The organism is Paractinoplanes aksuensis (assembly GCF_024137025.1).
Lineage (GTDB): Bacteria > Actinomycetota > Actinomycetes > Mycobacteriales > Micromonosporaceae > Actinoplanes > Actinoplanes aksuensis.
This window is the reverse complement of sequence record NZ_JAMYJR010000048.1, coordinates 110,232-128,942: the sequence shown is the minus strand read 5'-3', so window position 1 is coordinate 128,942 and position 18,711 is coordinate 110,232. Positions and strand designations below refer to the sequence as shown.

Sequence of the window (18,711 nt, the reverse complement as noted above, 5' to 3'; positions counted from 1 at the left end):
CTCATCGTGAGGAGGGGGAGGGTGCAAGCGCTCTTTGCTTGCGGCCTCCCCCTCCTCACGATTCGCTTTGACGCCGTTGACCGGAGATCACCCAAGCCCCCCACCGCAACCATCGCCAGAGTGCATCTCCAGCGATGGCTGGGGGTCTGGGGGCGAAGTCCCCAGGATCTTCACACCCTGTCGCGAGCGCATAAGGGCCGCGGGCGGAGGTGACCTCTCGCGGTAGACGCGGGAAGACCTGGGCCGACAGCAGAGCCGGTGCCGTGGCGTTGGGGTTGTCCACATTTATGGGTTGTCCACGTTGGGGTCTGGGCCGCGGGCGCCTGGTTGGGCGGGCTAGCGTTGGTTCGGCGCTCGCATTGGTGAGCGCACGGATTGGCAGGGTGGCGGCCATGGGTCGGACAGTGCGGGTGACGGTGCGGGGCTCGGGGGTCTGTGGTGGCTGAGGTTGTTCTTGGGGTTGCGGGTGGGATTGCTGCCTACAAGGCGTGTGAGGTGCTTCGGCTGTTCACCGAGTCCGGGCACAAGGTGCGGGTGGTGCCCACCGCTTCGGCGCTTCAGTTCGTGGGGGCGCCGACGTGGGCGGCGCTGTCGGGGCGGCCCGTCGCGACCGAGGTGTGGGACGACGCGCATGAGGTACCTCACGTTCGCATCGGGCGGGCGGCTGAACTCGTCGTCGTGGCGCCGGCCACCGCCGACCTGCTCGCCAAGGCTGCGCACGGCATCGCTGACGACCTGCTGACCAACACCCTGCTGACGGCGACGTGTCCGGTTGTCTACGCGCCGGCCATGCATACCGAAATGTGGGAGAACGCGGCTACTCAAGCCAACGTCGCTACCTTGCGGGCGCGGGGGGCCGTGGTCATCGAGCCGGCGGTCGGGCGGCTGACCGGCAAGGACACGGGCAAGGGGCGGTTGCCGGATCCGCACGAGATCTTCGAGTTGGCGTTGCGCGTACACCGGAGGGGTCTTGACCTTGATCTGGCCGGTCGGCACGTCGTGGTGACGGCCGGTGGGACGCGGGAGCCGCTCGACCCGGTGCGGTTCCTGGGCAACCGGTCGTCCGGCAAGCAGGGGTACGCGCTGGCCAAGGCGGCTGCGGCCCGGGGCGCGCGCACCACGCTGATCGCGGCCAACGTCACACTGCCCGATCCGGCCGGGGTTGATCTCGTACGGGTGGGAACGACCGAGGAGTTGCGGGCGGCCACCGTCAAGGCCGCGGCCGAGGCGGATGTGATCGTGATGTCGGCCGCACCCGCCGACTTCCGGCCGGCCACTGTCGCCGAGGAAAAGATCAAGAAGACGGACGACGGTCGGCCGGCCCCGATCACTCTCGTGACCAATCCCGACATCGCGGCTGAACTGGGCGCGAGCAAACGACCGGGGCAAATCCTCGTAGCCTTCGCAGCCGAGACACATGACGCGATCGAGCACGCACGGGCCAAACTGATCAAGAAACGTGCCGACCTGATCGTCGTTAACGAGGTGGGTGTGGACCGCGTGTTCGGCGCCGACCACAATGAGGTCACGCTGCTCGGGGCCGACGGGAGCACGACGGGTTACGCCGAACTCCCCAAAGACGATGTGGCCGATATGATTTACGACCGTGTCGTCACGCTCCTGGAAAGCCAGGTCGCCGACGGTGGGAGGGCCTAGTACCCAGGCGACTCCGGCCAGGCGCGGTGACTACACTTCCGCGTTACGTTGTATTCGACAAATCTGAGGAGCACCGTGGCACGCCGCCTGTTCACCTCCGAGTCGGTCACGGAAGGCCACCCGGACAAGATCGCTGATCAGATCAGCGACGGTATTCTCGACGCCCTGCTGGCGCAGGATCCCCGCAGCCGCGTCGCGGTCGAGACGCTCATCACGACCGGTCAGGTGCACGTCGCGGGTGAGGTCACCACGCAGGCGTACGCCGACATCCCGAGCATCGTTCGGGACACGATCCTCAAGATCGGATACGACTCGTCGAAGAAGGGCTTCGACGGCGCCTCCTGCGGCGTCAGCGTCTCGATCGGGTCGCAGTCGCCCGACATCGCTCAGGGTGTCGACAGCGCGATCGAGCTGCGCGAGGGTGACAGCGAGCACGTGCTCGACTCCCAGGGCGCCGGCGACCAGGGCATGATGTTCGGCTTCGCGTGCTCCGAGACGCCCGAGCTGATGCCGCTGCCGATCGCGCTGGCCCACCGCCTGGCCCGCCGGCTGTCGGCCGCCCGCAAGGACGGCACGATCCCCTACCTGCGTCCCGACGGCAAGACCCAGGTCACCATCGAGTACGACGGGCTGCGCCCGGTCCGGCTCGACACGGTCGTCGTCTCGTCGCAGCACGCGGCCGACATCTCGCTCGAGTCGCTGCTCACCCCTGACATCCGCGAGCACGTGATCGCGCCCGAGCTCGAGGGTCTCGGCCTCGACACCGAGGGTTACCGCCTGCTGGTCAACCCGACCGGCCGTTTCGAGATCGGCGGCCCGATGGGCGACGCCGGCCTCACCGGCCGCAAGATCATCGTCGACACGTACGGCGGTTACGCCCGTCACGGCGGCGGCGCGTTCTCGGGCAAGGACCCGTCCAAGGTGGACCGTTCCGCGGCCTACGCGATGCGCTGGGTCGCCAAGAACGTCGTGGCGGCCGGCCTGGCCGAGCGGTGCGAGACCCAGGTCGCGTACGCGATCGGCAAGGCCCACCCGGTGTCGCTGTTCGTCGAGACCTTCGGCACCGAGAACGTCCCGGTGGAGCGGATCGAGAAGGCCATCAACGAGGTCTTCGACCTCCGCCCGGCCGCGATCATCCGCGACCTCGACCTGCTGCGTCCGATCTACCAGCAGACGGCCGCCTACGGTCACTTCGGCCGCGACATCCCCGAGCTGCTGTGGGAGAACACCGAGCGCGCCCAGGACCTGAAGAACGCCGCAGCCTGATCTGCTCTCTCGAAACCGGCGCCTCCGCGATCAGCGGGGGCGCCGGTACGCGTATCCGACCCGGCTCAGTGCGAGCACGACCAGCTTCCGGGAGACCTGGCCGGTCAGTGTTGCCGATCTGGTCGCGTGCGGCGGCCCGACCGGTTTGGGCGCTCAGATCGAGCGCAGGTTCGGCGGCGACTTTATTTGATGAACAGCCTCGTCGTGACCGGTCTTGTGTCGCTGACCCGGCCCTCACGCACCACCGCGCCCACCTCGGCCTCGACCATCTCCGTGGCCCGTTCGGCGGTCCAGTTGAATGCGGCAGCCTGACCGAACGGTCGCGCAGACCGAGCACGCAGTCGGTGGCGGCTGGTCCGGCGTCAGCGTTGTGCGGCTCGGGCGGCGTGGCCGCTCAAGTCGCGCAGATGCCAGGACAGGTCGGGGCTGGGGACGGCGCGCCGGTCTCATCGGGCTCGCGGCGCTGGGCGGTTTCTCGAGGATCCGGCGCGTTCGCTGGATCAAGCGCACTCGGTGGTCGGCCGCGCCGACAACGACGATTCGTCCCCGGGCGGGGGCAGTAGGTCGGCCCTGGTCTCGTGCGCAGCGTGAGCTTTTGAGCCGCGCCCTCGCTCACTTGCGGTGGGCGCAGTTGCCTGCCGCGCCACGCGGCCTACCTGAGCTCCGGGTTGGAACTCTGAGGCGCAGGCATACCTGAACACCGTGGTGAGGTCGGATTTGTGGCACACGCCCGGCTTCGTGGGGGAGGTGGGCCGGTTTTTGTGTCACAGATGGTTACGGTGGGGCGGGAGCGTTCAGTATGGTGTGCCCGCATGGGCGATGATCTTGAGGGTGGCCTGGTCACGCGGTGGGGCGCGGCCGGTGCGGGCGATGTGAAGCGGATCGAGGCGGCCGACTGGCGCGAGTGGCCGCCGGAATTGTCCCTTTTCGACGATCGGGACGAAGCGGTGCGTGTGGCCCGCGAGAAGCTGGTGCCCGAGGAGGGGGCCGGTCACGTTCTGCGAGTGCAGGCCCGTGACGGTGAGCCCACCGGCGTGATCGTCGAAGAGGCGGACTGGCGGGGGCCGGTGCCGGATTCGGAATTCGCCGAGGGCCCGGAGCTGCCGAAGGCGTGGCGGTCGTACCTGCAGTCGCCGTCCTGGTTGCGGCGGGGCTGGCTGTCGTCGGGCAAATACGTGTGGCTGTACCCGCCGGTCGAGGCCCGGCAGCTGCTCGCCATCTGGGAGACCGAGGGCACCCACCCCGGCATCGCCCTGATCGGCGGCGACGGCGGCCTGGAGAACTTCGTGCTCGACCTGCGCCAGGACCCGGCCCCGGTGTTGCTGGTCAGCAACGCGAGCGAAAGCTGGGACGACGCCGTCGTGCAGGCCGCCGACATCGAGGCGTTCATCGCCCGCATCGAGGACGGCACCTTCGACCTGACCTGGAACGCCTGACAAACACTCGTCGCGACCGGAGCCGACTTCCACCCCGACGCGACCGCGTGACGGGCGGGCTCGACCTGCGACCCGACGAAGCCCGCCGACGGCCACGGCCCGATGCGGACTTCGAGGCGGTCAGGCTCGGCCTGCTGCTTCGGGGCGGCAGGGTCAGAAGAGGGCGGACGGGTCGATCTCGATGCGGACGGACAGGGCGGCCTTCTTGGCGCTGCGGACGGCAGCCGTCTCGTGCAGGGCGTGGGCCAAGGCCGCGGCCTGCGAGCGGGGGACGCGCAGCAGCATGCGTTCCTGGTCGTCGTCGGCGGGGACCGGGCCCAGCAGTTCGACGTCGTCGGGGAGGCGGGCGATGTTGAGGAACTCGGACACCGCCTCGGCCTTGCCGGTGAGGCTGGCCATACGGGCCGCGGGCGGGAACGACAACTCGCGGCGCTCGGTCAGCTCGCGCTGGGCGAACCAGGCCGGATCCCACCGGATCAAGGCTTGGACCGGGGCCAGCGAGCCGTCGGCCACCACGACCACTTTGCCGCCACGGCCGGCCGGGCGGGCCAGGGCGGCCGCGTTCAGCCAGCGGCGCATCGTCTCTTCGGCCGCGCGCAGGTCGGAGCGGGTGAGTAGCGCCCAGGTGTCGAGCAGCAGCACGGCGCCGTAGCCGTCGGCGGCCACCGGCTCGGCGCCGGGGGTGGCCACGACCACGGCGGCGTCACCCCGGACGGTGTCGAGGATCTCGTCCTTGCCGGACGTGCGGATCGGCACGCCGGGGAAGGCACGACCCAGCTCTTCGGCCGTACGGCGGGCGCCGGTGATCGAGGCCCGCAGTCGACGCTCACCGCAGGCCGGGCACGAGTAGGCCGCGGCGGCCCGGCCGCACCAGTGGCAGGTCGGGACGTCGCGCGCGCCCTGCAGCCCGAGCGGGCCCGAGCAGTGCGGGCAGCGGGCCGGCGTGCGGCACTCGGCACAGGCCACCGAGGGCAGATAGCCGCGCCGCGGCACCTGCACGAGCACCGGGGCGCCCGACTGCAGGGCCGAGCGGGCCGTCTGCCAGGCCAGGCTGGGCAGCCGGGCGGTCGCGGCGCCGGGGTCCCGGGCCAGTTGCGGGTCGTCGCCGGTGGGGGCGATGGCCGGGGCGTGCGCGCGCAGCACGTCCCGAGCCGCGCTGATCTCACGCGCCCACCCGGTCTGCAGCAGCAGCTGACCCTCCCCGGTGCGGGCGAACCCGGCGACCAGGGCCGCACAGTCGGCCAGCTGGGCGCGGGTCAGCAGCACCTCGCGGGCGTGCGGATAGGGCGAGCGCGGCTCGGCGTGCAGATCGTCGCCGTCGTCCCAGATCACCACCAGCCCGACCTTGGCCACCGGCGCCCACATAGCGGCCCGAGTGCCGACCACGACCGGCACCTGATGACGACTGGCCGCCAGGAAGCGGCGGTAGCGCTCAGCCGGCCCCAACGCGGCGTTGAGCGCGACATGCCGCCCCGGCCCGAGCACAGCCCCGAGCGCTCGATCGACCCGATCAAGATCCCGCGCGTCGGCCACCACGATGACCACGCCCCGCCCGCCGCGCACGGTCGCGTCCGCGGCCTCGGCGATGCGCCGCGCCCAGTCCTCACCCGGCACCGCACCCCAGACGGCCCGCGCATTACGCCCATCGGTGAGCGCCTTGAGAAACGCGCTCCCCGCCACGTATTTCCCCCACCCGTTCGGGTCAGGCTCCCGAAAAGCCACCACGTCAGCCTCATGGGAAGACGGCAGGCCGGACTCAGGCATCGCGTCAGGGCCGGAGGAGGACGCCGCCGCGGGATCGAACGACAGCACCACGGACGGCTGCGCTGAGGACGCCGCGTCGGGGTCGGAGGAGGACGTGGGCTCGGACGACGACGTCGTGGATGGCTGGGCCGGGGAGGAGGCCACGCCGGGCTCGGTAGACGGCGTTGCGTGAGGGTCGGAGATGGACGACGCGTCGAGCCCGGATGACGGCGTCGCGGAGGACCCGGCCGGCGGCGTCGCGGAGGGCTCGGGCGAGGACGAGGCGTCAGGTTCGGACGATGGCGTCGCGGAGGGCGAGGAGGGGGCGGCCTTGGGTGGTTGGGCCTCGACGCGAGCGTGGCGCGGCGGCACGGCCAGGCGGAGGACGTCGCTGAGATTGCCGGCATACCGATCGGCGACGGCCCGGGCCAACTGCGCGACCTCAGGATCAAGAACCTGCTCGCCCGACACCACCTTGTCGAGATAAGCGAGCTTGCCCCCGTGCGGGGAGGACTCGACCCGCTCGAGCAGAAAACCGCTCACCAGCTGCCCGGCAAACCGAACCTTCACCCGTACGCCCGGCTGGGCCGCCTCGTCATCGGCCGAGGCCACCAGATAGTCGAACGGCCGGTCGAGATGTGGCAACGGCACGTCGACGCAGACGCGAGCCACGGGAAGCCGCTCAGCCGGTTCCCGCTCGCCACGTCCACTCTTCGTCGCCATCGCTGAACATTCTGCCCGCCCCCTCCGACAATTCCGGCCGCTCCCACCCGCACAGCCCGCCGAACCGGCAATTCGATCTTCCGGGGTGCCACCGCCTCCCCCGCCCGCCCTGGGGAATGGGAGGGAGGCTAGGCGATGTCAAGGCGGGCGGGGCAAGTTGTCCACAGGCGGGTCTGGTGGTTTGAGGGGCGGCAGGACGTCGTCCACAGGCGGGCCTGGCGGTCTGAGGGCGACAGAGCGTCGCCCACGGGCAGTCCCGGTGGGCCGAGGGGCGAGGCGGCATCCAGGTGGGGCGTCCCTCGTGGACGGGGCGCGGTAGAAACTAGGCGTGACGAAGAACGATGAAGGGACCATGGACGCGGCCGAGGCCATCGCCATGCTGCTCGATCCGCGGGCCAACCACGAGCCCGTGCCCGCCTACGCCGCCCTGCACCGGCACGGGCCGGTTGTGCAGGCCGGGAAGGGCTACTACTTCGTCTCCGGCTACGCCGCTGTCGCCGCGGTTCTGCGGGATCCGGCCATGGAGGCCTACGACGCCAAGCGGCTCGACGCGCAGTGGTCGGACTGGCGCGACAACCGGGCCGTCGCCCTCTTCGCCGATTCGATGTTGCGGACCAACCCGCCGCAGCACACCCGCATGCGCCGCCTGGCCGCCGGCGTCTTCACCGCCCGTCGCGTCGCCGCGCTGCGTGAGGTCATCAGCGCTCAGGTCGACGAGATCCTCGACGCGCTGCCGCCGGGTGAGGCCGATCTGGTGAGCCATCTCACCTATCCGCTGCCGATCGGCGTGATCACCGCCTTGCTGGGCGTGCCCGCGGCCGACCGGGGTCGTTTCCGTCAGCTGGCCGAGGCTTTGACCGCCGTCCTCGAGGTGCGCTGGACCGAGGAGGATCGCCGGCGGGCCCACGACGCCGCGCTCGAACTCGAGGAGTACTTCACCCATCTGGTGGCCTTGCGCCGCGCCGAGCCCGCCGACGACCTGGTCACCGCGCTGGCCGCGGCGCATGATGCGGGCGGCGAGCAGCTCACCGGGGCCGAGCTGATGGGCAACCTCGTGCTGCTGCTGGTGGCCGGCTTCGAGACGACCACCAACCTGCTGGGCAACGGCATCGTGCTGCTGCTCGACCACCCCGAGCTGGCGAAACGGCTGACTCCGAAGCTCGCACCGGCGTACGTGGAAGAGGTTCTTCGGATCGAGTCGCCGGTGCAGCTGACCGAGCGCTACACCTCACGCCCGACCGTCGTCGGTGGCACCGAGCTGCCGGCCGATGCCGAGCTGGTGCTGCTGCTCGGCGCGGCCAACCGGGACCCGGCGCGGTTTCCCGACCCCGATAAGTTCAACCCTTTTCGTACGGAATTGGCGCCGCTCTCGTTCGGGGCCGGAGCCCACTATTGCCTGGGCGCTCCACTGGCCCGGCTGGAGGCTCAGATCGCGCTGCCCGCCCTGCTGCGCCGCTTTCCCGACCTGGCTCTGAACGGCCGGCCCACCCGGCGGCCGCGAATGAACCTGCGCGGGTGGTCGTCGCTGCCCGTGAAGCTACGAAAGTAGACTGGCCGGGTGCTGAGCCGAGATGTCAGGAGTCTGCCCGCGTGACCGTCCAGTCCATCCGTCTGTTCGGCGATCCGGTGCTCCGGACGCCGGCCGACCTCGTCGTCGACTTCGACAAGGAACTGCGCACCCTGGTCAAGGACCTGACCGACAGCATGCTCGACGAGGGCGGGGCCGGTCTGGCCGCCCCGCAGATCGGCGTCGGCCTGCGTGTCTTCACATTCGACGTGGATGACGTGGTCGGTCACATCGTCAACCCGGTGCTGTCGTTCCCCGACGACGAGGAGCAGGACGGGCCCGAGGGCTGCCTGTCGATCCCGGGCATCTACATCGACACCAAGCGCCGCCAGAACGTCGTCGCCGCCGGCTACAACGAGCACGGCGACCCGATCCAGATCGTCGGCACCGGGCTGATGTCGCGCTGCGTGCAGCACGAGACCGACCACCTCGACGGTGTGCTCTTCCTCGACCGGCTCGACGCCGCCGCCCGTAAGGACGCGATGAAGCAGATCCGCTCGGCCGACTGGTACGACGCCGGCGCGCCGCCCACGATCAAGCAGAGCCCCCACGGTCGTGGCCTCTTCGGTCTGGGGCGGTGAGCGGGTTGCGCCTGATCTTCGCCGGCACCCCGGCCGTCGCCGTGCCCAGCCTCGACGCGATCGCCGCCTCGGGCCACGAGCTGCTGGCCGTGGTCACCCGGCCCGACGCCCCGGCCGGGCGTGGCCGCCGTCTGGTCCGCTCGCCCGCCGCGGCCTGGGCCGACGAGCGCGGCCTCGAGGTGCTCACCCCCGAGCGTCCGCGGGAACCGGAGTTTCAGGAAAGGCTGCGGGCGCTCGCGCCCGATTGTGTGCCGGTGGTGGCGTACGGCGCCCTGGTGCCCCCGAGCGCTCTCGAGATCCCGAAGCACGGCTGGGTCAACCTGCACTTCTCGCTGCTGCCGGCCTGGCGCGGCGCGGCTCCGGTGCAGCACGCGGTGCTGCACGGCGACGAGGTGACCGGCGCGAGCGTGTTCGAGCTCGAGGCCGGCCTCGACACGGGCCCGGTCTACGGCACCCTGACCGAGGACATCCGGCCCACCGACACGTCGGGTGATCTGCTCGAACGCCTGGCCACCGAGGGCGCGGGCCTGCTCGTGGCCGTGCTCGACGCGATCGAGGCCGGCACCGCCCGGGCCCACACCCAGCCTGCCGACGGCATCTCGCTGGCGCCCAAGCTGACCGTCGACGACGCGCGCATCCGCTGGGGTGACCCGGCGTTCGCGGTCGACCGCCGCGTCCGGGCCTGCACGCCGGCCCCGGGCGCGTGGACGACGCTGCGCGACGACCGGCTCAAGCTGGGTCCGGTGCGCCCGGTGGCCAACGCACCCGCTCTCGCGCCCGGCGACCTGCTCGTCGAGCGCACCCAGGTGCTGGTCGGCACGGCCACCACCCCGGTCGCGCTGGGGGAGGTGCGGGCCGCGGGCAAGAAGCCGATGCCCGCCACCGACTGGGCGCGGGGACTTCGCATCCAGCCGGGGGAGAAGCTCCAGTGACCGACCACAAGGCCGATCGGCCGCACGGTTCGGGCCGCCCGCGTCGCCCCGGTGGCCCGGGTTACGACCGCGACTCGCGGACGGGCCGGGCCCCGCGGGGCGGGCGCCCGCCGTCGGACCCCGCGCGTCAGGCCGCGTACGAGGCGATCGCGGCGGTGCACCGCGACGACGCGTACGCCAATCTGGTGTTGTCCGAGATCTTGCGGGAGATGCGGCTCGACGGCCGGGACGCCGCGTTCGCGACCGAGCTCACCTACGGCACATTGCGCACGCTGGGCACGCTCGACCTGATCGTGGCCGACGCGGCCGGGCGCGACGTGGCCCGGATCGATCCGCCCGCCCGCGACGCGCTGCGGCTGGGCGCCTACCAGCTGCTGCACACGCGCGTGCCCGCCTTCGCCGCCGTCAGCCAGACCGTCGACCTGGTGCGCTCGGTCGCTCCCGGCGCCGCCGGTTTCGCCAATGCGGTGCTGCGCACGATTGCCGAGACGCCGCTCGAGAAGTGGCTCGAAAAGCTGGCCCCGGCGTACGACGAGAACCCGGTCGGCAATCTGGCCGTGCACCACAACCACCCCGAATGGGTGATCCGGGCCTTCGACGAGGCGCTCGGCGGCGACCTGGCCGAGACCACGCGTCTGCTGATCGAGGACAACCAGCCGCCCGTGGTGCATCTGTGTGCCCGGCCGGGGCGGGCCGACGCGGTCGAGCTGGCCGATGAGGTCGGCGGCGTGCCGGGGGCTTTCTCGCCGTACGCGGTGTATCTGAACGGCGGTTCGCCGCGCGAGCTGGCTGCCATCCAGGACGGTCGCGCCCACGTCCAGGACGAGGGCTCCCAGCTGGTCGCCGCGGCGCTGCTGGCCGCGCCGCTCGAGGGGCAGGACACACGCTGGCTCGACCTGTGCGCGGGCCCTGGCGGCAAGGCCGGTCTGCTCGGCTCGATCGCCGCCGCCCGCGGGGCCGAGGTGACAGCGGTCGAGGTGGCCGAGCACCGGGCCCGCCTGGTCGAGCTGGCCACCCGGCGCATGCCGGTGAAGGTGCTGGCGGCCGACGGCCGGTCCGTGGGCCGCGACGCCGACCTGCCCGAGGCGAGCTTCGACCGGGTTCTGGTCGACGCGCCCTGCACGGGTCTGGGCTCGCTGCGCCGCCGTCCCGAGTCGCGCTGGCGCCGCCAGCCGGCCGACCTGCCGCCGCTGACCAAGCTGCAGCGCGAGCTGCTGGTGGCCGCGCTCAAGGCCGTACGCCCGGGTGGTGTCGTCGCCTATGTGACGTGCTCGCCGCACATGGTCGAGACCCAGGTGACGGTGACCGAGGGTTCCCGCCGCAGCGGCGTCGAGGTCGACTTCGTCGACGCCCGCCCGCTGCTGCCCGAGGGCATGCCCGGCCTCGGCTCGGGCCCGACGGTGCAGCTCTGGCCCCACCGCCACGGCACCGACGCGATGTTCCTGGCGGTGCTGCGCCGCACCAGCTGAGGCTCAGCGGTAGACGTAGTGGATCTTCAGCTTGCGGGGGCCGGCGTTCTTGTAGGTGCCGGTCATCCGCTCGCCGTTGAGCCACAGGAAGCAGCGGATCGCGCGGTCGCCGCGCTTCCACGAGGCGTCGTCGGGTGGGAAGCCGAGCCAGCCCACCCGGTTGCGCACGCTGCTGTTGTCGGGTATGCCGGTGAACTTGGCGATCGTGCGGTGGCAGCCCTTCTCCATCTCACCGGCGGTCAGTTCGGCGGCCGAGGCGCGCTTGCTCTCGAAGACACCGGCGAACTCTGCGGTGTGCTTGCCCGCGCAGCTCACCGGGCGCATGGCGGTGACCCGTTCGCCCGCCACCGACGGGTCGGCGCACGTCATGCGGACCTTGCCCGCGCCTTGGAGCGCGCCCTTCAGGCTGCCCGAGCGGCGCACCAGCTCGCCGTCGACCGGGGACGTCTCGACCAGGTCGCAGCGGAACCAGCGGGCGCCGCCGGTCCACGCCTCGGGGCTGGGCAGCACGGGCTGCAGCACCAGCCAACCGGTGCGCCAGTCGCCGCCCAGGAAGGCGCCGACGCGCTTGGAGCACTCCCGGAACGCGCGGCCCTCGCGCTCGGCGGCGGCCAGGTCGGGCAGGTCGGCCAGCGCGACCGTCTCGGCCAGGTGCGGGCCCGCGCAGGGGACCGGTGAGTAGTCCTCCATCGAGCCCTCGTCGACCAGATCGGGGTGGCACTGGGCGGCGGCCGGGCGGAACTGCTGGGCCGCGGGCGGGGCCGGCCAGCGGTCGGTGAGGTCGCCGTCGACGCCGCGGGGCAGGTCGGCGCAGCCGGTCAGGGCGAGCACGAGGACGCCGGCCAGAGCCGCCACCCATCGCCGCATGTCGTTCTCCCGCCCCACGTCTCATCAAGAGGCGTCACTCTATCGGCTGGCCGTTGTTCCCCGGCGGGAAGATCGGGGGCGGTGGAGGTCATAGACTTTCCGGGTGACACCTTCGCCGATCATCGCCCCCAGCATCCTGGCCGCCGATTTCGCCCGCCTCGCCGACGCGGTGCACGCGATCGAGGGGGCCGCCGACTGGGTGCACGTCGACGTCATGGACAACCATTTCGTGCCCAATCTGACAATTGGCCTGCCGGTGGTGCAGAGTCTGCGCAAGGCGACCACCATCCCGTTCGACGTGCATCTGATGATCACCGACCCCGAACGCTGGGCTCCCGGGTACGCCGAGGCCGGGGCGTACAACGTCACGTTCCACGCCGAGGCCACCGATGACCCGGTCGCCCTGGCCAAGACGTTGCGGGCCGCCGGTTCCAAGGCCGGCCTGGCCATCGACCGCGACACCGCGATCGAGCCGTACCTCGACCTCTTGCCTCATGTGGACACTTTGCTCATCATGACCATCAAGGCCGGTTTCGGCGGGCAGAAATTCCTGCCGGGCATGCTCGACAAGGTGCGCGAGGTGCGCCGCCGCATCGATGCTGACAGTCTCGAGGTACGCCTCGAGGTCGACGGCGGCATCGCGGCCGAGACGATCGAGCAGGCCGCCGAGGCCGGCGCCGACGCGTTCGTGGCGGGCACGGCGGTCTACGGGGCGCACGACCCGGCCCGGGCCATCGCTGAGCTGCGAGCACTCGCGGGAGGAGTGGGATGAGCACAGGGGTCGCCGATCCCCAGCACGACGATCTCGGTCCCGAGCCCGAGGACCGCCCCGACCTGATCCTGGTCGTCGACGACGACCAGGACATCGCCAGCTTCGTCGAGTTCAACCTCAAGATGCACGGGTACGAGGTGATCCGCGCCCGCGACGGCGAGGACGCTCTGGCGCTGATGGAGACCCAGCGCCCCGACCTGGCCGTGGTCGACTGGATGATGCCGCGCATGGACGGGGTCGAGCTGACCCGCCGGCTGCGCGCCGAGCCGCTCACCTCGGCCCTCCCGGTGATCATGCTGACCGCCAAGAGCATGACCGTCGACAAGGTGGTCGGCCTGACCGCCGGCGTCGACGACTACCTGGTCAAGCCGTTCGACACGGCCGAGTTGATCGCCCGCGTCTCGTCCACGCTGCGCCGCAACAAAGAGTTCCGCGAGACCTCGCCCCTGACCGGCCTGCCGGGCAACTCGCGGGTGCGGCGCGAGATCGCCGACCGCATGAAGGCCGGCGGCGAGTACTCGGTCGGCTACATCGACATCGACCGGTTCAAGAGCGTCAACGACGTGTACGGCTTCGATCGCGGCGACGAGTTCATCGGCGCGCTGACCCGCAGCCTGCACCGCGCGGTCGCCTCGGTCGGCCGGCCCTCGATCTTCCTGGGCCACATCGGCGGCGACGACTTCGTCTTCATCTGCCGGCCCGACCAGGTACTGCCGCTGACCAAGCGCACGGTCACCGACTTCGAGCAGGCCGCCGACCAGCTGTACGACGAGGCCGATGCCAAGCGCGGCTACATCGAGGTGCCCGACCGGCGTGGCAACAAGAACCGTGCCGCCCTGGTGACCCTCTCCATCGGCGTGGCCCAGTCCACCGTCGAGGGCCGCCGTTTCGCCGACCCGCGGGTGGTCATCGGGGTCGCCTCCGAGATGAAGAAGGTCGCGAAGTCCCAGCCCGGCTCGTACGTGGCGATCGACCGCAGGCGGGCCGACGGCGCTGAATCCTGAGGTCAGCCTCCAGGCGCGGGTTGTCTGTTCAAGTCGGCCGGCTGTGAGATCCCGCGCACAGGGGGTGGCAAAATCCCGGCGGCGTGCAAAACTCGTGGGTGACCCACCACGCGCTGGCGGGACTCGGTGAAATTCCGAACCGGCGGTGATCCGATGAAAATCGGTAAGCCCGCGACCCGGACGTCGTCACCTACGACGGACGGTGGACCTGGTGAGACTCCAGGGCCGACGGTTGATCAGGCTCAGCCTGGTCAGACAGTCCGGATGGGAGACAGCGCGCTGGCATCGGAACGAGGGCTGTCCAGCCCCCGGCCGGGGTGCGCGCAGCGTACCCTTGTGCCCGATTTCCGGCGTTTTCTGACTCTTCCTCGCTTGCGCGTGATCAGCACCGCGCGAGAGGAAGACCATGACCGAGGACGAGGCGATGCGGCGCGCGATCGCGCTGGCCGCCCGCGGACTCGGCACGACCAGCCCCAACCCGGTGGTCGGCTGCATCCTGCTCGACACCGAGGGCGAGGTCGTCGGTGAGGGCTTCCACGCCTACGCCGGCGGGCCGCACGCCGAGATCGTCGCGTTGGCCCAGGCCGGCGAACGGGCCCGCGGCGGCACCGCGATCGTCACCCTCGAACCCTGCAACCACACCGGTCGCACCGGTCCCTGCAGCCAGGCCCTGATCAACGCGGGCGTCGAGCGGGTGGTGATCGCGGTCGACGACCCGACCCCGGTCGCGGCCGGCGGTTCGGTCACCCTGCGCGCGGCCGGGGTGCAGGTCGAGACGGGTGTACGCCGCCTGGAAGCGGCCGAGGGCAACGTCGCCTGGCTGACCGCCGTGCGCCGCGGCCGCCCGTACGTGACCTGGAAGTTCGCGGCCACGCTGGACGGGCGATCGGCCGCCGCCGACGGCACCAGCCAGTGGATCACCTCGGCCCCGGCCCGCTCCGACGTGCACGTGCTGCGCAGCACGGTCGACGCGATCGTGGCCGGCGTGGGCACCGTCATCGCCGACGACCCCCAGCTCACCGTGCGCGACCTGCGGGACGGCAGCCTCGCCATCAAGCAGCCGCTCCGGGTCGTCGTCGACTCGGACGGGCGTACGCCGGAAAAAGCGCGTGTCAAGGACGCGGCCGCACCCACCTGGATCGCCACCAGCGCCGAGCTGGGCACCGGGCCGGACGGCCGGGTCGACCTGAACGCGCTGCTCACGGCCCTGTTCGGGCGCGGCATCCGCTCGGTTCTGCTCGAGGGCGGGCCGACGCTGGCCGGCGCCTTCCTCGCGGCCGGGCTGGTCGACCAGGTCATCGGCTACGTGGCCCCCAAGCTGCTCGGCGCGGGTAAGCCGGCGCTGGTCGACGCGGGAATCGGCACCATCGCCGACGCGTTGGAGCTGGACCTCAAGGACATCACGCAGATCGGCCCCGACCTGCGCTTCACTGCATCGCTCAAGAACTCCAAGCCATCCGACCGCCCCACCCGCCGCCCTTAACCGGAATGAGGAGCAGCCTTATGTTCACCGGCATCGTCGAAGAGCTAGGCCAGGTCGAGAGCCTGATCGAGGACGGCAGCGACTCCGCCGTCCTGAAGATCCGGGGACCGCTGGTCACGTCGGACGCCCGGCACGGCGACTCGATCTCGGTCAACGGCGTCTGTCTCACCGTGATCGACAACGTCGACGGCGTCTTCACCGCCGACGTGATGGGCGAGACGCTGCGCCGCTCCTCGCTGGGCGCGCTCGAGGTGGGCAGCCAGGTCAACCTGGAACGGGCCGCCGCGCTGGGCAGCCGCCTCGGCGGTCACCTGGTGCAGGGCCACGTCGACGGGGTTGCCCGGATCGTCGCCCGCGAGCCCGCCGCCGACTGGGAGGTCGTGCGCTTCTCGCTCCCCGCCGAGCTGGCGAAATACGTGGTCGAGAAGGGCTCGATCACTGTCGACGGGGTCTCGCTGACCGTCATGGCCGTCGACGACGAGACCTTCAGCGTCGGGATGATCCCGACGACCTCGAAGCTGACCGTGCTGGGGGCCAAGGACGTCGGCGACCCGGTGAACCTCGAAGTCGATGTGATCGCCAAGTACGTCGAGAAGATGCTGGGAGACCGTCATGTCTGAGTCCTTCGCCGCCGTCGAGCGGGCGATCGCCGACATCGCCGCCGGCAAGGCCGTGATCGTGGTCGACAACGAGGACCGCGAGAATGAGGGCGACCTCATCTTCGCCGCCGAGAAGGCCACCCCCGAGCTGGTCGCCTTCATGGTCCGCTACACCTCGGGCTACATCTGCGTGCCGATCACCGAGGACGAGGCCGACCGCCTCGACCTGCCGCCCATGTTCCACACCAACCAGGACGCGCGGGGCACGGCGTACGCGGTGACGGTCGATGCCCGCGAGGGCGTGGCCACCGGCATCTCGGCCGCCGACCGGGCCCGCACGATCCGCCTGCTGTCCTCGCCCGAGACCAAGCCGACCGACCTCTCCCGTCCCGGCCACGTGGTGCCGCTGCGGGCCAAGGCCGGTGGCGTGCTGCGCCGCCCCGGGCACACCGAGGCCGCGATCGACCTGTCCGTGCTGGCCGGCCTGCGCCCCGCGGGCGTGCTGTGCGAGATGGTCAACGACGACGGCACCATGCAGCGCCGCCCCGACCTCGAGAAGTTCGCCGTCGAGCACGACCTGGCCCTGATCAGCATCACCGAGCTGATCGCCTACCGCCGGCACCAGGAGACCCAGGTCGAGCGGGTCGTCGAGACCCGGCTGCCGACCGAGCACGGCCTGTTCACCGCCGTCGGCTACCGCGCCCTGACCGATGACGGCGAGCACGTCGCGCTGGTCTACGGCGACCTCGGCGACGGCGAGGACGTGCTGGTCCGGGTCCACTCGGAGTGCCTGACCGGGGACGTCTTCGGCTCGCAGCGCTGCGACTGCGGCCCGCAGCTGGACGCCGCCCTGCAGAAGGTGGCCGAGGCGGGCCGGGGCGTCGTGCTCTACATGCGCGGGCACGAGGGCCGGGGGATCGGGCTGCTGCACAAGCTGCAGGCCTACCAGCTGCAGGATCGCGGCTTCGACACCGTCGACGCGAACCTCGAGCTGGGTCTGCCGGCCGACGCCCGCGACTACGGCACGGGTGCCCAGATCCTGTACGACCTGGGTGTGCGCTCGATGCGGCTGCTGACCAACAACCCGGCCAAGCGGGCCGGTCTGGAAGGCTACGGCCTGACGATCACGGGCCGCGAGGCGCTGCCGGTGCGGCTGCACCCCGAGAACGTGCACTACCTGCGGACCAAGCGCGACCGCATGGGCCACCTGTTCGAGGCGTTGGGCTGATTTTCCCGTGTGCCGCGGGTGATTATTGACTAAGAGGGGGCGACATGGCCGGTTTCGGTGATCCGAAGATGGAGACGGTCGACGCGGCCGGGCTGCGGCTCGGCATCGTCGGCGCGCGCTGGCACTCCGACCTGATCGACCACATGATCGACCGGGCTCGGGCCGCGGCCGAGGAATGCGGGGTCACGGACGTCGTGGTGACCCGCGTCGCGGGCTCGGTCGAGCTGCCCGTCGTGGCCCAGGCGCTGGCCCGGACGTGCGACGCCGTGGTCGCCCTGGGCGTGGTGATCAAGGGCGAGACCGACCACTACGCCTACGTGAACGAGTCGGTGACCTCGGGCCTGACCCGGGTCGCGCTCGACGAGCGGACCCCGGTCGGCCACGGTGTGCTGACGGTCCACAGCCTGGGGCAGGCCCGCGACCGGGCCGGCCTGGAGGACTCGGTGGAGGACAAGGGCTGGCAGGCCACGGTGGCCGTGCTCGACGCCGCCCTCGTCCTCCGCGAGCTCGCCAAGAACTAGCTGGTCAGCCGGACGTTCCGGTTGATGGGGGCGGCCCCGGTCACCACCATGGTGAGCCGGGCCGAGCCCCGCTCGAACGGCGCCCCGAGCACACTGGCGGTGACCCGGGTGATGTTGAGGATGCTGCCGTTGCGGCACGAGAACTCGTCGAACCCGGTGCCGCTCGCGGTCAGGCCGTCGTCGCGGGTCTGGGTGATCGCGACGGTGGCCGTGCCGTCGACGTCGACCGGGCAGGTTATGCCGAAGTTGACGTCGACCGCGGCCCCGCGGGCGGCGAGCGTCGTCCAGAACAGCTGGATCTCGGTCGAGGCGTCGGCCCGGGCGGGTGCGGGGCCCAGCGCGAGGATCAGGACGGCGGACAGGGCAGTGGCGATGATTTTGCGCATCAGCTGATCCGAATCGTCTCGTCGAACGAAATCACGTCGCAGTCGGTGTCGTCGCAGACCGTGCGCACGGTGGTCGCCGTGGCCTGGCCGACGATGAAGATCGCGCCGATCGGGTTGCGCTCGACGCGCAGCTCGACGGGCTGGGCGGCGCCGGTGCAGTCCACCTTCTTCTGGCGGCTGCCCTGGGCGATGCGGTCCTCGTTGGCCGCGGTCACCGTGACATCGACCTTGATGGTGGCGCCGGCCGGGCAGGTGGCGCTCAGCGTCACCACGACCCGCTCGCCCTGAGCGGCGCGGTCGCTGGTGACGATGCGGGTGGTGGACGGCCCGGTGTCGGCCTGCGCGCCCCCAGCGAGCAGGGCCGACCCGGTGATCAGAGCGGCCAGGACGGCCAGAAATGCGATAAAACGACGCATAACGGTCCTCTCAGCGATGCAAGAGGGCCGCCTCCCCGTTTCGGCGGTTCACCCCCGTGCCC

17 protein-coding genes and 1 riboswitch are annotated in these 18,711 nt (G+C 71.2%); of the genes, 13 read left to right on the top strand and 4 right to left on the bottom strand.

The genetic code is table 11. The features are described from left to right. The first annotated feature begins 435 nt into the window (after window positions 1–435). The 3 genes from coaBC (at window position 436) to M1L60_RS39365 (ending at window position 4,358) form a co-directional block, all read left to right on the top strand. Window positions 436–1,656 carry a bifunctional phosphopantothenoylcysteine decarboxylase/phosphopantothenate--cysteine ligase CoaBC gene (gene coaBC / locus M1L60_RS39375; RefSeq protein ID WP_253242676.1) on the top strand — a complete coding sequence of 407 codons (1,221 nt, stop codon included), beginning with the start codon at window positions 436–438 and terminating at the stop codon, window positions 1,654–1,656. Between the two features lie 75 nt (window positions 1,657–1,731). Continuing rightward, the gene (metK, locus tag M1L60_RS39370; protein ID WP_253242675.1) at window positions 1,732–2,922 is read left to right on the top strand and encodes a methionine adenosyltransferase; all 1,191 of its coding nucleotides are present in this window, start codon (window positions 1,732–1,734) and stop codon (window positions 2,920–2,922) included. Window positions 2,923–3,734: 812 nt separating this feature from the next. Then, the gene (locus M1L60_RS39365) at window positions 3,735–4,358 is read left to right on the top strand and encodes a hypothetical protein (protein ID WP_253242674.1); all 624 of its coding nucleotides are present in this window, start codon (window positions 3,735–3,737) and stop codon (window positions 4,356–4,358) included. 153 nt (window positions 4,359–4,511) lie between these two features. Here M1L60_RS39365 and M1L60_RS39360 read toward each other — a convergent pair whose 3' ends face one another. Continuing rightward, the gene (locus M1L60_RS39360; RefSeq protein ID WP_253242673.1) at window positions 4,512–6,824 is read right to left on the bottom strand and encodes a primosomal protein N'; all 2,313 of its coding nucleotides are present in this window, start codon (window positions 6,822–6,824) and stop codon (window positions 4,512–4,514) included. Window positions 6,825–7,152: 328 nt separating this feature from the next. On the opposite strand from M1L60_RS39360, the gene M1L60_RS39355 reads away from it, so the two are divergent. The 4 genes from M1L60_RS39355 to M1L60_RS39340 are packed head-to-tail and all read left to right on the top strand — an operon-like array spanning window position 7,153 to window position 11,373. Then, window positions 7,153–8,373: a cytochrome P450 gene (locus M1L60_RS39355; protein WP_438862204.1), complete on the top strand. Its 1,221-nt coding sequence runs from the start codon at window positions 7,153–7,155 to the stop codon at window positions 8,371–8,373. A 41-nt stretch (window positions 8,374–8,414) separates the two neighbouring features. After that, entirely contained in the window at window positions 8,415–8,972 is a 558-nt protein-coding gene (def, locus tag M1L60_RS39350) for a peptide deformylase (RefSeq protein ID WP_253242672.1), read from the top strand. Between the two features lie 5 nt (window positions 8,973–8,977). Continuing rightward, entirely contained in the window at window positions 8,978–9,904 is a 927-nt protein-coding gene (fmt, locus tag M1L60_RS39345) for a methionyl-tRNA formyltransferase (RefSeq protein ID WP_253242682.1), read from the top strand. Continuing rightward, window positions 9,901–11,373, top strand: coding sequence for an RsmB/NOP family class I SAM-dependent RNA methyltransferase (locus M1L60_RS39340; protein WP_253242671.1), 1,473 nt, complete (start codon window positions 9,901–9,903; stop codon window positions 11,371–11,373). Before fmt ends, M1L60_RS39340 begins: the two co-directional genes overlap by 4 nt. A 3-nt stretch (window positions 11,374–11,376) precedes the next feature. On the opposite strand, the gene M1L60_RS39335 is transcribed toward M1L60_RS39340, so the two are convergent. Next, window positions 11,377–12,240 (bottom strand): septum formation family protein, encoded by an 864-nt coding sequence (locus M1L60_RS39335; protein ID WP_253242670.1) that lies wholly within the window; start codon window positions 12,238–12,240, stop codon window positions 11,377–11,379. Between the two features lie 103 nt (window positions 12,241–12,343). Between M1L60_RS39335 and rpe the strand changes: the two genes are divergently transcribed. The 6 genes from rpe (at window position 12,344) to ribH (ending at window position 17,847) form a co-directional block, all read left to right on the top strand. After that, window positions 12,344–13,012: a ribulose-phosphate 3-epimerase gene (gene rpe, locus M1L60_RS39330; protein WP_253242669.1), complete on the top strand. Its 669-nt coding sequence runs from the start codon at window positions 12,344–12,346 to the stop codon at window positions 13,010–13,012. Next, the gene (locus tag M1L60_RS39325) at window positions 13,009–14,016 is read left to right on the top strand and encodes a GGDEF domain-containing response regulator (protein WP_253242668.1); all 1,008 of its coding nucleotides are present in this window, start codon (window positions 13,009–13,011) and stop codon (window positions 14,014–14,016) included. The genes rpe and M1L60_RS39325 overlap by 4 nt, the downstream gene beginning before the upstream one ends. Window positions 14,017–14,124: 108 nt before the next feature. Further along, window positions 14,125–14,296, top strand: a riboswitch (FMN riboswitch). Window positions 14,297–14,422: 126 nt separating this feature from the next. Continuing rightward, a complete protein-coding gene (gene ribD, locus M1L60_RS39320) occupies window positions 14,423–15,499 on the top strand; it encodes a bifunctional diaminohydroxyphosphoribosylaminopyrimidine deaminase/5-amino-6-(5-phosphoribosylamino)uracil reductase RibD (RefSeq protein ID WP_253242667.1) in 1,077 nt (358 codons plus the stop codon). A gap of 20 nt (window positions 15,500–15,519) precedes the next feature. Then, entirely contained in the window at window positions 15,520–16,119 is a 600-nt protein-coding gene (locus M1L60_RS39315) for a riboflavin synthase (RefSeq protein WP_253242666.1), read from the top strand. Then, a complete protein-coding gene (locus tag M1L60_RS39310; RefSeq protein ID WP_253242665.1) occupies window positions 16,112–17,326 on the top strand; it encodes a bifunctional 3,4-dihydroxy-2-butanone-4-phosphate synthase/GTP cyclohydrolase II in 1,215 nt (404 codons plus the stop codon). The genes M1L60_RS39315 and M1L60_RS39310 overlap by 8 nt, the downstream gene beginning before the upstream one ends. A 44-nt stretch (window positions 17,327–17,370) precedes the next feature. After that, on the top strand, window positions 17,371–17,847 hold the full coding sequence (gene ribH, locus M1L60_RS39305) for a 6,7-dimethyl-8-ribityllumazine synthase (RefSeq protein WP_253242664.1): 477 nt from the start codon (window positions 17,371–17,373) through the stop codon (window positions 17,845–17,847). Here ribH and M1L60_RS39300 read toward each other — a convergent pair. Then, a complete protein-coding gene (locus M1L60_RS39300) occupies window positions 17,844–18,233 on the bottom strand; it encodes a hypothetical protein (protein WP_253242663.1) in 390 nt (129 codons plus the stop codon). The two genes, ribH and M1L60_RS39300, sit on opposite strands and share 4 nt — an antisense overlap. Further along, entirely contained in the window at window positions 18,233–18,649 is a 417-nt protein-coding gene (locus M1L60_RS39295) for a hypothetical protein (protein ID WP_253242662.1), read from the bottom strand. The genes M1L60_RS39300 and M1L60_RS39295 overlap by 1 nt, the downstream gene beginning before the upstream one ends. Window positions 18,650–18,711 lie beyond the last annotated feature (62 nt).